We start from the raw sequence: 13,237 nt of genomic DNA, 5'->3' as shown, positions 1-13,237 counted from the left end.
GAGACCGCCATGCTCATGCAATTGCGTTCCGCCGTGCTGATGCTCCTGTTGCTCAGCGCCCTGACCGGGGGCGCCTACCCCCTGCTGGTGACGGTGCTCGGCCAGGTGCTGTTCGCCGACCAGGCCGGCGGCAGCCTGATCCAGCGCGCCGACGGCAGCGTGGTCGGCTCACGCCTGATCGCGCAGAAATTCAGCGGCCCCGAGTGGTTCCAGCCGCGCCCCTCGGCTGGCGACTACGCCACCGTCTCCAGCAGCGCCAGCAACCTCGCGCAGTCGGCACCGGCGCTGCGCGAGCGGATCGAGAAGGCACTGCCCGAGGTCCAGGTGACCGGCCAGGGCCCGGTGCCCCAGGAACTGGTGACCACCTCCGCCAGCGGCCTCGACCCGGACCTCACCCCGGCCGGCGCCCGCTATCAGATCGCCCGGGTCGCGGCCGCGCGCGGCCTGGCCCCGGAACGCCTGCAAGCCCTGGTGAACGAACAGACGCGCACCTCGCGCTTCGGTCCGGCAACGGTTAATGTCCTGCTCCTCAACCTGGCCCTGGCAGACCTGAGCAAATGACCGACAGCACCGGGCGCGCCGAAGCGCTGCTCGCCGAACACCGCGAAGGCCGTGGCCGCCTCAAGGTCTTCCTGGGGGCGGCGCCCGGCGTGGGCAAGACCTACGCCATGCTGCAGGCGGCCCAGACCGCCCTGCGCCAGGGCCGCCGGGTGCGCGCCGGGATCGTCGAGACCCATGGGCGGCGGGAGACCGCCGCCCTCCTCGCCGGCCTGCCGCAGCAACCGCTGCGGCGGGTCGAGCACCGCGGCCTCAAGCTCAGCGAACTGGATCTGGAAGGCCTGCTGGCCGATCCGCCGGAGCTGGTGCTGGTCGACGAGCTGGCCCACAGCAACGCCCCCGGCAGTCGCCATGCCAAGCGCTGGCAGGACGTCGAAGACCTGCTCGCCGCCGGCCTCAACGTCTACACCACGGTCAATGTCCAGCACCTGGAAAGCCTCAATGACGAGGTGCGCGACATCACTGGCGTCCAGGTGCGCGAGACCGTGCCGGACCAGGTACTGCTCGATGCCGATGACCTGGTGCTCATCGACCTGCCACCGCGGGAATTGCTGGAGCGCCTGCGCGAGGGCAAGGTCTATGTGCCCGAACAGGCGCGCGCGGCCATCGATGCCTTTTTCAGCCAGACCAATCTCACCGCCCTGCGCGAGCTGGCCATGCGCACCGCCGCCGCCCAGGTGGATTCGGCGCTCGCCCTGAGATACCGCCAGCAGGGCCAGGCCGCCCCGCCGCTACTGGGTCGCCTGATCGTCGGCGCCGGCACCGCACCTTCGGCGGAGCGCCTGGTGCGCCATGCCAGTCGCCTCGCCGACCAGCGCCACCTGCCCTGGACCCTGGTCCACGTCGACACCGGCCAGCCGCTGGACGACGCCGCCCGCGCCAACCTCCAGGCCAGCCAGCGCCTGGCCGAACGCCTGGGCGGCGAGGTGCTGACCCTGCGCGACAGCGATCCGGCCCGCGCCCTGGTCCGCCATGCCCGCGACCAGCGCGCCAGCGTGCTGCTGATCGGCCGCGGCCGGCCGCGCGGCTTCAGCTTGCGGCGCCGTCTGGCGAGTCGCCTGCTGCGCCTGGCCCAGGGGCTGGAGATCGCCATCCTCGATCTGGATCGCGACGCCCCGCCCGCCGCCCGCCCGCGCCGGTCCATCAAGCCCGGACCCTATGGCGCCGCCGTCCTGGCGACCGCCGTGGCCGCGGCCATCGCCGAAGGCCTATCGGGACTGCTGGAACTGCCCAATATCTCGCTGATCTTTCTGGCCGCCGTCCTGCTGGTGGCGGTACGCAGCAGTCGCGGTCCGGCGCTGTTCTGCGCCCTGCTGGGCTTTCTCGCCTACGATTTCCTGTTCATCCCGCCGGCCTTCTCGCTGACCATCAACCGCGAGCAGGACGTCCTCACCCTGGCCTTCTTCCTGTTGATGGCCCTGCTCACCGGCGACCTGGCCGCCCGTCAGCGGCGCCAGCTGCAGGCGCTGCGCCGGACCCAGCGCGAGACCCTGGCGCTGCTGGACTTCACCCGCCAGCTGAGCGCTGCCAGCGATCGTCAGGCGGTGGCGAGCGTCACCCTCAAGCAATTGGGCGACGCCACTCGCCACGTCTGCCTGCTGTTGCCGGAAAAGGCGGGGCAGCTGGTGAGCCAACCGGGCGATCTGCACCTGGCCGACAACGAACGCATCGCCGCCGAATGGGCCTGGAAGCAGGAAAAGCCGGCGGGTCGCGGCACCGATACCCTGCCCTCCGGCGGCTGGTGGTGGTGGCCGCTGCTCGGCGAGGGCGGCAGCCTGGCCGTGCTGGGCGTACGGCGTGACGACGGCCAGCCGCTGGATCACGCCGAGCGTCGCCAGCTGGCCAGCCTGGCGCAGCCGCTGGCCCAGGCCCTGGCCCGGGTCCGCCTCAGCGAGGATCTCGAGGCCGCGCGCCTGCACGGCGAGACCGAACAGCTGCGCAGCGCCCTGCTCGCCTCGGTGTCCCACGACCTGCGCACACCGCTGACGGTGATGCGCGGCTCCATCGATGCCCTGGCGACTCTGGGCGAAGCCATACCCGCCAGCGATCGCCGGGAGTTGCTGGACGCCACCCGCCAGGAGGCCGAACGCCTAGACCGCTATATCCAGAATCTGCTGGACATGACCCGCCTCGGCCACGGCAGCCTGCAGCTGGCGCGGGACTGGGTCGACCCCGGCGACATCCTCGCCAGTGCCCTGCAACGCCTGCAGCCGCTGCTGACGGGATTGCGGGTAGCCACCCGGATCGAGCCGGGTCTGCCGCTGCTCTGGGTTCATCCGGCGCTGATCGAACAGGCGCTCGTCAATGTACTGGAGAACGCCATCCGCTTCTCCGCACCCGGCGGGCGGCTGGAGATCAGCCTGCTGCGCCAGGGCAATGAACTGCAGCTGGCCGTGGCCGACGAAGGCCCGGGCATTCCGCCCGAGGATCGCACGCGGATCTTCGACATGTTCTATACCGCGGCGCGCGGCGATCGCGGTGGCCAGGGTACCGGTCTGGGTCTGGCGATCTGCCAGGGCATGGTTGGCGCCCATGGCGGACGGGTCAGCGTGGAAGACGGCCTGGACGGTCGCGGCACCACGATGCGCATGCACCTGCCGCTGCCCGCTCCTCCGGCGGCATAAGACTGGCTCATGCGGCAGCCGCAGCGGCTATGATGACGCCCTCTCGTGTGGAACCCGTTCAGATGCCCGCTCACGTCCTCGTCATCGACGATGAACCCCAGATCCGCAAATTCCTGCGCATCAGTCTCGCGGCCCAGGGCTACCAGGTCAGCGAAGCCGCCACCGGCACCGAAGGCCTGGCCCAGGCGGCGTTGGGCCAGCCGGACCTGGTGATCCTCGACCTGGGTCTGCCCGATCGCGACGGCCAGGAGGTGCTGGTCGAATTGCGCGAATGGTCCGCGGTGCCGGTGCTGGTGCTGTCGGTGCGGGCGGACGAGCGCGAGAAGGTCCGAGCCCTGGATGCCGGAGCCAACGACTACGTGACCAAGCCCTTCGGTATCCAGGAATTCCTGGCACGCAGTCGCGCCCTGTTGCGCCAGACCTCGGCCACGGCGAGCCAGCAGGTGGCGGCGCTGGAGGTTGGCGATCTTAAAGTGGATTTCGCCTATCGCCGGGTCACACTGGGCGGCAGCGAAGTGGCCCTGACGCGCAAGGAATACGCCGTGCTGGCCGCCCTCGCCCAACATCCGGGACGGGTGGTGACCCAGCGGCAATTGCTGATCGATATCTGGGGCCCGACCCATGCGCAGGACAGTCATTATCTGCGCATCGTGATTGGCCATCTCCGACAGAAGTTCGGGGACGATCCGGTAGCACCGCGCTATATCGTCACGGAGCCCGGCGTGGGTTATCGCCTGCGCGCCGAAGGTTAGCCTTGCTGGGCTGAATGCCGCTTATCCAGTGCGGAAACAAGCCGCCTTCGCCGTTATCCGCGCACCCTAGACCCTCTGCATAAGTCTGAATGGCACTGGCCTTTCTTATGAGCCTAGAGGCGACTAAAAGATATGATGAATGCGGGGGTGATTGCAGCTAGAGCAGCTGCCTGGAACATATTCGTCCCTGGTAAGGACTTGAAGAGGGCGGAAGTGCGCGAGGTGAAGAGGCTGCAGCGGTGGGAAAAGATTCCAGTCGGTAGACTCGCCTTGCACGGCTACCGACTGCAATCCCGTCGAGACGTTACTGCAACCAGCCTTCCACGGTATCGGCGCCGTGTTCGGCTTTCCAAGCCTTGAGCAACTTGTGGTTGCCGCCCTTGGTTTCGATGATTTCGCCGGTCTTGGGATGCTGATAACGCTTGGTGCTGCGCGGACGACGCTTGCCTGCCGGCTTTTCCGGGTGCGGCGTCTGCGCCTTGTGCTTGGGGGCAGCGTTGGGATCCAGGATGCCGATGATATCGCCCAGGTTCATGTGGTATTCATCCATTAGGGCCTGGAGCTTACTTTCGAATTCGATTTCTTTTTGCAGGGAACTGTCCTGCTTGAGATCTTCGAGCAGCTGCAATTGGGCGCGAAGTTGCTCTTCGGCGGCACGGAATTCGGCGAGACGGGACATGGGCACTCCTGAGGGCTATTTGAAAAAGCGGGTGGAAACTTCGCCCGCAGGCGAAAGTTGCACGCGACAATAAAGGATTGATGCCCCGGATGCCAGCGACAAGTAATCCTTTTGAAAAAATAGAGGCCACTTCTTGTGTCTGCAAGTTTGAATATTAAGAAAATCTTAAGCCAGGCCGCGGATTGGCGCCAACAAGGTCTTGCGAGGCCTCTTCGCAAGTTACCCGGTAGTAACCGAAGCCATCAAAGAACAGCCAGCCAAGTAAGAACGCTCAACTAAACTGCATAATCATGCAGAAGTTGGCAAAACTTCCGGGCTTGGACCTGGCTAGACGCTCTGGCATGCGCCTCAGGCCGAGGCGTCTAGGTCTGGCTGGGCTTCGGGCAGGGGCTGCCAGTTGAAGGTCTGGGCTATTACCCGGCGGTATTCGGTATCTATGGCCACGGGCGTGCGCCGGATATAGTCCCGCGCATGGGCCTGCCGCTCGTGATCGAGGGTGCGCAGATAGTGGAGCGCTTCCGCCGCTGTGGGCATGCGCTGATTCAGACCACCACTGCGCGGCGGCAAGGCCGTCCAGACCACGGCGTCGACGCCCTGCTCCGCGGCCCAGGCGGCGATGCGCGGCTGAAAGGGCGAATGCGGACCACTCGGCCAGCTGCCGATGCAGTCGGGCTGCTCCACGGGAACGCCTTCGCGCTCGCGCAAGGCTTCGCGGGCCTCTACCAGGGTGTCTACCGCGAGATAGGCCCAGAGCACCTGGACTTCGGCCACGCCCTCGCAGATGACCGTGGCCAGTTCGCCGCTGTCGCCCTCCCGGGCGAATTCGATGGGCAACCTGGGGCCGTCCTCGAACCAGTCCGAAGCGACCGGCAATTCCGCCGCCTTCCAGATCAACGAACCCCAACCCAGACAGGCGATCTTCATGGCCGCTCCTGCGCATCGATGATAGCCATTGGAGGCTGACGAAGCGTTGGGGTTTCCCGGCGGCAAGACTTGGCGACAAAAGTGCAGGACGAAAAAAAGCGGCCACGAGGGCCGCTTCTTTCGTTACCCGCAAGGCAAGCCTCGCGGGTGGTAGGTGGCGCAGCGGACGGGACTCGAACCCGCGACCCCCGGCGTGACAGGCCGGTATTCTAACCGACTGAACTACCGCTGCGCATGGAAGCCTTGCGGCATCCTGCTGGCACTTGCCGAGAACCTGTTCAGCGGGGTTCTCTGCACCAGCGGCCGCTAAGATACTGATTTATCAGGGAAGAAACAACAGGCGTAGCGAAAATATTTCTCGCCGTGCACAGCCGGCGGCGTCCCCCGTCTCGTTCAGGCCGCGGCGCCAGCGGCCTGCTGCCTGAGCAGGCCGAGAAAGCCTTCCAGGGCCGCGCTGGGTACCTGCCCCGTGCGCAGCAGGATACCGAAGGGCGTCAGGGGTTCGGTGATCTCCAGGTCGAGCGAGACCATCAGCCCGGTACGCAGGTGATCGCGCACCACCGCCTCGGTCAGCACCAGGATGGCGTCGGTGATCTGTACCAGCTGCAGCATGGCGAACACCGAGCCGCATTCGATGACGTCCGCGGGAGGTGGCAACTGGCGCCGGGCGAAGGCGGCCTCCAGCGCCACCCGGGCCGGACTGGCTTCGGGCTGCAGGATCCACGGCCACTCGGCCACCAGTTCGGCCAGATCGGGCGCGGCGCGCCCGGCCAGCGGATGCCCGGTGCGCACCACCACCGCCAGGTGCTCGTTGCCCAGGGGCTCGAAGGTGAAGCGACCGAGATCGGCCGGCTGGGTGAAACGGGCGATGGCCACATCGATCCGCTCCTGCTCCAGCAGCTCGGTGAGCTGGTCGCTGGTGTCGCCGAGGATGCGTAGCTGCAGGCCCGGCTGGCGCGCCTTGCTCTCGGCGATGGCCCGTACCACCAGATCGGGCAAGGCGCCCATGATGGCGCCCACCGCCAGATGCCCATAGCCACCGGAGCGCCGCGCATCGAGGTCTTCGGCGCAGCGATCCAGGCCATTGAGGGCGCGCCGGGCGAACTCCAGGATCTCCGCGCCCAGCGCCGTGGGCTTCAGGCCGCGCGCCTGGCGTTCGAACAGCGCGCAGCCAAAGGCTTCCTCGACGTCCTGCAGCATCCGCGTGGTGGCTGGCTGGGACATGTGCAGGGCTTCCGCGGCGCGGTGCAGATTGCGGGTACCGGCCAGGGTCACGAGCATCAGCAGGTGCTTGTAACGCAGGCGACTGAACAGCGCGCGGGCATGAGGAGAAGCGTTCATTAACGGCGTCCTGATGGGGCGAGCGGCGGCGGGTCCTGCAGGGCGGGAAGGCTCTGGCCAAGACCCGCGCGCGAATCGATACCTTAAGGGTATCGGTCCTAAACAAAAAGCGATTATCCAGGCATTGCAACTGCGACTACCTTGAGCCGTGGCCGAATCACAACAACAAGAGAGATCGCCATGCACACCACCCTGTCACCGGGGCTGGTCGCCAAGGTCACCCGGCGCCTGCTGCCCTTCCTGCTGCTGATGTACGTCATGGCCTTTCTCGATCGGGCCAACGTGGGTTTCGCCAAGGTCGCCTTCCAGGCCGACACCGGCATCTCCGACGCGGCCTTCGCCTTTGGCGCCGGGGTCTTCTTCGTCGGCTACGCCTTTCTTGAGATTCCCAGCAACCTGATCATGCACCGCGTCGGCGCCCGGCTGTGGATGTGCCGGATCATGGTCAGCTGGGGTCTGATCTCCGCCGCCATGATGTTCGCCCACACGGCGACGGCCTTCTATGTGCTGCGCTTCTTGCTCGGGGTGGCCGAAGCCGGCTTCTTCCCAGGCGTCATCCTCTACCTCACCTACTGGTTCCCCTCGCGCTACCGCGCCCGGGCCCTGGGTTTCTTCTACTTCGGCGCGCCCCTGGCCTTTATCTTCGGCAGTCCGCTGTCGGGCCTGCTGCTGGAATTCGACGGCTTCGGCGGTCTGCACGGCTGGCAATGGATGTTCCTGGTCGAAGGGCTACTGGCCAGCCTGGTGGGTGTCTGGGCCTGGTTCTACCTGGACAATCGGCCGCGCGATGCCCGTTGGCTGAGTGCGGAAGAAAAGCAGACGCTGCAGCAGGCGCTGGACGCCGAGGACGCCGCCAAGCCGCACCACGGCGGCCTGCTGCGCCTGCTCGGTCAGCCACGCATCCTGCTGCTGTGCAGCATCTACCTGCTGATCCAGGCCAGCGTCTATGGCGTGGTCTTCTATCTGCCGACCCAGGTGGCCGGGCTACTCGGGCAGAAGGTCGGGCTGCTGGTCGGCCTGGTCTCGGCGATTCCCTGGATCTGCGCCCTGCTCGCCGCCTGGCTGATCCCCAGCTGGTCGGATCGCACCGGCGAACGCCGGCGCACCGCCGCCGCCACCCTGGCCATCTCCGGTCTGGGCATCGCCGCCTCGGTGACCTTCTCGCCGCTCTATGCGCTGATCGCCCTGTGCTTCGCCGCCGCCGGCTTCATCGCCGTGCAGCCGCTGTTCTGGACCTTTCCGTCCGACCAGTTGCGCGGCAGCGCCGCCGCGGGCGGCATCGCCCTGATCAATACCTGCGGCGCCATCGGCGGCTTCATCGCGCCCCTGGCCAAGCGCTGGGCCGAGGTGACCTTCGCCCACCCCGGCGCCGGCCTCTATCTGCTCGCCGGCACCACCCTGGTCGCCGCCGCCCTGATCCTCGGCCTGCGCCGCCGCGACCAGGCCGATCCCCAACCCCAGCTCACGCCCAGTCATTAAGGGAGCCTCGCCATGACCCTACCCACCATCAAGCAGGTGCGCGCCTACACCCTTCGCGGCGGCGGCGCCGACTACCACGACCAGGGCGACGGCCACTGGATCGACGACCACATCGCCACGCCCATGGCCAAGTACCCGGAATACCGCCAGAGCCGGCGCAGTTTCGGCATCAATGTGCTGGGCACCCTGGTGGTGGAAGTCGAGGCCAGCGACGGCACCGTGGGCTTCGCCGTCACCACCGGCGGCGAGCTGGGCGCCTTCATCGTCGAGCGGCATCTGGCGCGCTTCCTGGAGGGTGCCAAGGTCACCGACCTGGAAAAGATCTGGGACCAGATGTACCTCTCCACCCTCTACTACGGGCGCAAGGGCATCGTGCTCAACACCATCTCCGGGGTGGATCTCGCGCTCTGGGACCTGCTCGGCAAGCTGCGCCAGGAGCCGGTGCACCAGTTGCTCGGCGGCGCCGTGCGCGACGAATTGCAGTTCTATGCCACCGGCGCCCGGCCGGACCTGGCCAAGGAGATGGGCTTCATCGGCGGCAAGTTGCCGCTGCAGCATGGCCCGGCCGAGGGCGAGGAAGGCTTGCGCAAGAACCTGGAGGCCCTGGCGACCATGCGCGAACGGGTCGGCGACGACTTCTGGCTGATGCTCGACTGCTGGATGAGCCTGGACCTCAACTACGCCACCCGCCTGGCCCAGGGCGCCCAGCAATTCGGTCTCAAGTGGATCGAGGAGGCGCTGCCACCGGACGACTACTGGGGCTATGCCGAACTCAAACGCAACGTGCCGAAGGGCATGCTGGTCACCACCGGCGAGCACGAAGCCACCCGCTGGGGTTTCCGCCTGCTGCTGGAGATGGGTTGCTGCGACATCCTCCAGCCCGACGTCGGCTGGTGCGGCGGCCTCACCGAGCTGATCCGCATCTCGGCCCTGGCCGATGCCCACAACGCCCTGGTGGTTCCCCACGGCTCCTCGGTCTACAGCTACCACTTCGTCATCACCCGCACCAACAGTCCCTTCGCCGAGTTCCTGATGATGGCGCCCAAGGCCGACGAGGTGGTGCCCATGTTCCATCCGCAGTTGCTCGACGAACCCGTCCCGGTGCGCGGCCGCATGCGCGCCTCGGCGCTGGATCGGCCCGGCTTCGGCGTGCGCCTCAATCCGGAGTGCGCCCTGGAACGTCCCTATCGCCACTGAGGCCTTGCCCAGGAGGGCTGGATGAAAGCGACCCAAGACACCCTGGCGACGCCCCTGCCGGATGCGCGCCCCGCGGCGACGCCGCTGCCACCCAAGAGCGCCCGGCTCAAGCGGGTCCAGGTGATCGCCCTGGCGCTATTGGTGCTGGCCGGCTTCGTCAACTACCTGGACCGCAGCACCCTGGCCATCGCCAACCAGACCATCAGCGGCGAACTGGGCTTCACGCCGACCGAGATGGGCCTGCTGCTGTCAGCTTTCGCCTGGGCCTATGCCTTCGCCCAGCTGCCCATCGGCGGCCTGCTGGATCGCTTCGGCGCGCGCCTGACCCTGGGCCTGGGCATCTGCCTCTGGTCCATCGCCCAGGGCGTGCTCGGGCTGCTCAGCAGCCTGCACCTGATGATCCTCGCTCGCGTCGGCCTGGGCATTGGCGAGGCGCCGCAATTCCCGGCCGGCGCCAAGGTGGTCAGCGAGTGGTTCAACGTGCGCGAGCGCGGCCTGCCCTCCGGCATCTTCAACCTCTCCTCCTCCCTGGGGCCGGCGATCTCCCAGCCGATCCTCACCGCCCTGCTGCTGTGGCTGGGCTGGCGGCAGATGTTCATCGCCATGGGTGTACTGGGCATCGCCGTGGCGGCGCTCTGGTACCTGAGCTATCGCGATCGGGTCCAGGTGGCGCTGGACGCCGCCGAGCGGGCGCACCTGGACGCCGGGCTGCCACCCCAGGACGCCGGCCAGCGACTGACCTTCGCCGACTGGCTGGGGTTGTTCCGCCGCCGCCTGACCTGGGGCGTGGTGATCGGCTACGTGGGCATCATCTACATGCTGTCGCTGTTCCTGACCTGGCTGCCGGCCTACCTGGAACGGGTCCATCACCTGTCCCTGTCCCAGGCCGGTTGGGTCGCCAGCCTGCCGTTCCTGGCCGGCGCCTGTGGCGTGATCGGCGGCGGCCTGCTGGTGGATCGCCTGACCCGCAGCGGGCGCAGCCTGGCCTTCAGCCGCAAGCTGCCGATCTGCGGCGGTCTGGCCGCAGCCGGGCTGTTCGCCCTGTGCAGCGCCGGGGTGACCGGCATCGGCAGCGTCATCCTCTGTTTCAGCCTGGCGCTGTTCAGCCTCAACGTGGCGGTGGCCGGCACCTGGTCGCTGGTCAGCGTCGCCGTGCCCTCGCACCAGGTCGCCTCGCTGGCCAGCATCCAGAATTTCGGCGGCTACTTCGGCGGCGCCTTCGCCCCGGTCATCACCGGCATGATCGTCCAGCAGACCGGCTCCTTCGGCCTCGCCCTCGGCATCGCCGCCGCGGTCGCGGTGGCCGGTGCCCTGAGCTACGGCCTGCTGGTGCGCCTGCCCGACACCCCTTCCTGATTCCTCTGGAGACCACCGTCATGGACCTGCCACGCAATCCCTTCAAGGCCCGCCTCACGGGCAGCGATACCCTCTATGGCCTCTGGGCCGGCTTCGCCACCGGCTATGCCGCCGAGATCGCCGCCAGCACCGGCTACGATTGGCTGCTGATCGACGGCGAGCACGCGCCCAACACGGTGCCGAGCATCCTCGCCCAGTTGCAGGCGGTGGCGCCCTACCCCACGGCGCCGGTGGTGCGCTGCGTGACCGGCGATGCGGTGCTGATCAAGCAATTGCTGGACATCGGCGTGCAGACGCTGATGGTGCCCATGGTGGAGACCGCCGACCAGGCCCGCGCCCTGGTGCGGGCCATGCGCTATCCCCCGGATGGCATCCGCGGCGTCGGCGGCGGCCTGGCCCGCGCCACCCGCTGGGACGCGGTGCCCGACTACCTGCACAACGCCCATCGCGAGCTGTGCCTGATCGTCCAGGTGGAATCGCGGCTGGGCAGCGACAACGTCGCCGAAATCGCCGCGGTGGACGGGGTGGACGCCGTCTTCGTCGGTCCGGCCGATCTCTCCAGCGGCCTCGGCCATGCCGGCAATCCGGGCCATCCCGAGGTGCAGGCGCGCATCCGCGCCGCCATCGACGCCACCCGCGCCGCCGGCAAGGTGGCCGGGATCCTGGCGCCCCAGGAAGACGATGCCCGGCGTTATCGCGACTGGGGTTGCCAGTTCGTCGCCGTCGGCATCGACATCAGCCTGTTCCGCCAGGCAGCGCTGGCCAACCTGGCCCGCTATCGCCCCCTCGACGCGCCCCAGGCGCCCTCTCGCACCTACTGACCCGGAGTCCGCCATGGCCGATCTGCCCCTTTACCAGAACTACATCGACGGCCGTTTCCTGCCGGCCGCCGAGGACTTTCTCGTCCACAACCCGGCCACCGGCGAGGCCCTGGCCCGGGTGCCGGCCTCCAGCCGCGACGACGTCGACCAGGCCATCGCCGCCGCCCGCCGCGCGCAAAAGGCCTGGTCCCGCAAACCGGCGATCGAGCGGGCCGGCCATCTCAGGCGCATCGCCGCCAAGCTGCGCGAGCAGGCACCACGACTGGCCCAAACGATTGTCGCCGAACAGGGCAAGATCCACGGTCTGGCCGAGGTGGAGGTCAATTTCACCGCCGACTACCTCGACTACATGGCCGAGTGGGCACGGCGCATCGAAGGCGAGATCATCACCAGCGACCGACCCGACGAGCAGATCTTTCTGCTGCGCAAGCCACTGGGCGTGGTGGCCGGCATCCTGCCCTGGAACTTCCCCTTCTTCCTGATCGCCCGCAAGCTGGCGCCGGCGTTGCTCACCGGCAACACCATCGTCATCAAGCCCAGCGAAGAAACCCCGATCAATGCCCATGAATTCGCCCGCCTGGTGGCCGAGACGGATCTGCCGCCCGGGGTGTTCAACCTGGTCAGCGGCCCCGGTTCCGTAGGGGACCAGCTCAGCGCCCATGCTGGCATCGACATGGTCAGCTTTACCGGCAGCGTCGCCACCGGCTCGCGGATCATGGCCGCTGCCGCACCGAATCTGACGAAGCTCAATCTGGAACTGGGCGGCAAGGCGCCGGCCATCGTCCTGGCCGATGCCGACCTGGACCTGGCGGTCCGCGCCATCCGCGACTCGCGCATCATCAACACCGGGCAGGTGTGCAACTGCGCCGAGCGGGTCTATGTGGAGCGCGCGGTGGCCGAGGACTTCATCGAGCGCATCGGCCGCGCCATGGCCGCCACCCGCTATGGCGACCCCCAGGCCGACACCGGCGTGGAGATGGGACCGCTGATCAACGCCGCCGGTCTGGACAAGGTGGCGGCCAAGGTCGACGTCGCCCTCGGCCAGGGCGCGCGCCTGGTCACCGGTGGCCGTCGTGCCGACCTGGGTCGCGGCTTTCACTTCCAGCCCACGGTGCTGGCGGACTGTCGCGCGGACATGCCGATCATGCGCGAAGAGATCTTTGGCCCCGTGCTGCCGATCCAGATAGTCGATGATCTCGACGAAGCCATCGCCCTGGCCAACGACTGCGAATACGGCCTCACCTCCTCCGTCTATACCCGCAGCCTGGGCAAGGCCATGCACGCCATGCGCGAGATCGACTTTGGCGAGACCTACATCAATCGGGAGAACTTCGAAGCCATGCAGGGCTACCACGCCGGGGTACGCAAGTCCGGCATCGGCGGCGCCGACGGCAAGCATGGCCTCTATGAGTACACCCATACCCAGGTGGTCTATCTGCAGGGCTGAGTAGCGCTGCCCGGTCCCCTGCCTGGCCTGCCCGGGCCGGTTCGCTCGAATGTTCTTGG

11 protein-coding genes and 1 tRNA gene are annotated in these 13,237 nt (G+C 67.8%); 8 read left to right on the top strand and 4 right to left on the bottom strand.

Going from position 1 to position 13,237, the window contains the following annotated elements:
- The first annotated feature begins 9 nt into the window (after positions 1–9).
- From kdpC to PSEK12I1_RS0115765, 3 genes are all read left to right on the top strand, one after another.
- Positions 10–561, top strand: a complete 552-nt coding sequence (gene kdpC, locus PSEK12I1_RS0115775) for a potassium-transporting ATPase subunit KdpC (RefSeq protein WP_027602178.1) — start codon at positions 10–12, stop codon at positions 559–561.
- Positions 558–3,182 carry a sensor histidine kinase KdpD gene (locus PSEK12I1_RS0115770; protein WP_027602177.1) on the top strand — a complete coding sequence of 875 codons (2,625 nt, stop codon included), beginning with the start codon at positions 558–560 and terminating at the stop codon, positions 3,180–3,182. The genes kdpC and PSEK12I1_RS0115770 overlap by 4 nt, the downstream gene beginning before the upstream one ends.
- A 62-nt stretch (positions 3,183–3,244) precedes the next feature.
- On the top strand, positions 3,245–3,934 hold the full coding sequence (locus PSEK12I1_RS0115765; RefSeq protein WP_027599528.1) for a response regulator: 690 nt from the start codon (positions 3,245–3,247) through the stop codon (positions 3,932–3,934).
- A 304-nt stretch (positions 3,935–4,238) separates the two neighbouring features.
- Here PSEK12I1_RS0115765 and PSEK12I1_RS0115760 read toward each other — a convergent pair whose 3' ends face one another.
- The 4 genes from PSEK12I1_RS0115760 to PSEK12I1_RS0115745 form a co-directional block, all read right to left on the bottom strand.
- Positions 4,239–4,613, bottom strand: a complete 375-nt coding sequence (locus PSEK12I1_RS0115760; protein WP_007158514.1) for a histone-like nucleoid-structuring protein, MvaT/MvaU family — start codon at positions 4,611–4,613, stop codon at positions 4,239–4,241.
- Positions 4,614–4,961: 348 nt separating this feature from the next.
- Complete coding sequence (locus PSEK12I1_RS0115755; protein ID WP_027602176.1) at positions 4,962–5,537, bottom strand: hypothetical protein; 576 nt, start codon at positions 5,535–5,537, stop codon at positions 4,962–4,964.
- A 155-nt stretch (positions 5,538–5,692) separates the two neighbouring features.
- A tRNA-Asp gene (locus PSEK12I1_RS0115750) sits at positions 5,693–5,769 on the bottom strand.
- A 161-nt stretch (positions 5,770–5,930) separates the two neighbouring features.
- Positions 5,931–6,878 carry a LysR family transcriptional regulator gene (locus tag PSEK12I1_RS0115745; RefSeq protein ID WP_007158516.1) on the bottom strand — a complete coding sequence of 316 codons (948 nt, stop codon included), beginning with the start codon at positions 6,876–6,878 and terminating at the stop codon, positions 5,931–5,933.
- A 180-nt stretch (positions 6,879–7,058) separates the two neighbouring features.
- Here PSEK12I1_RS0115745 and PSEK12I1_RS0115740 point away from each other — a divergent pair, with 180 nt between their 5' ends.
- Genes PSEK12I1_RS0115740 through aldA form a run of 5 tightly spaced genes read left to right on the top strand, consistent with a single transcriptional unit; the run spans position 7,059 to position 13,178 of the window.
- Complete coding sequence (locus PSEK12I1_RS0115740) at positions 7,059–8,357, top strand: MFS transporter (protein ID WP_027602175.1); 1,299 nt, start codon at positions 7,059–7,061, stop codon at positions 8,355–8,357.
- 12 nt (positions 8,358–8,369) lie between these two features.
- A complete protein-coding gene (gene rhmD / locus PSEK12I1_RS0115735; RefSeq protein ID WP_027599531.1) occupies positions 8,370–9,554 on the top strand; it encodes an L-rhamnonate dehydratase in 1,185 nt (394 codons plus the stop codon).
- 21 nt (positions 9,555–9,575) lie between these two features.
- Positions 9,576–10,910, top strand: a complete 1,335-nt coding sequence (locus tag PSEK12I1_RS0115730) for an MFS transporter (RefSeq protein WP_051399126.1) — start codon at positions 9,576–9,578, stop codon at positions 10,908–10,910.
- A gap of 20 nt (positions 10,911–10,930) precedes the next feature.
- Positions 10,931–11,731 (top strand): aldolase/citrate lyase family protein, encoded by an 801-nt coding sequence (locus PSEK12I1_RS0115725; protein WP_027602173.1) that lies wholly within the window; start codon positions 10,931–10,933, stop codon positions 11,729–11,731.
- 13 nt (positions 11,732–11,744) lie between these two features.
- Entirely contained in the window at positions 11,745–13,178 is a 1,434-nt protein-coding gene (gene aldA, locus PSEK12I1_RS0115720; RefSeq protein WP_027602172.1) for an aldehyde dehydrogenase, read from the top strand.
- Positions 13,179–13,237: the final 59 nt, after the last annotated feature.

Origin of the sequence: Pseudomonas sp. MOIL14HWK12:I1 (assembly GCF_000510705.1) — a bacterium.
In the GTDB taxonomy this organism is placed as follows: domain Bacteria; phylum Pseudomonadota; class Gammaproteobacteria; order Pseudomonadales; family Pseudomonadaceae; genus Chryseomonas; species Chryseomonas oryzihabitans.
The sequence above is the reverse complement of the archived record's forward strand: the minus strand, read 5'-3'. Positions and strand labels throughout refer to the sequence as shown.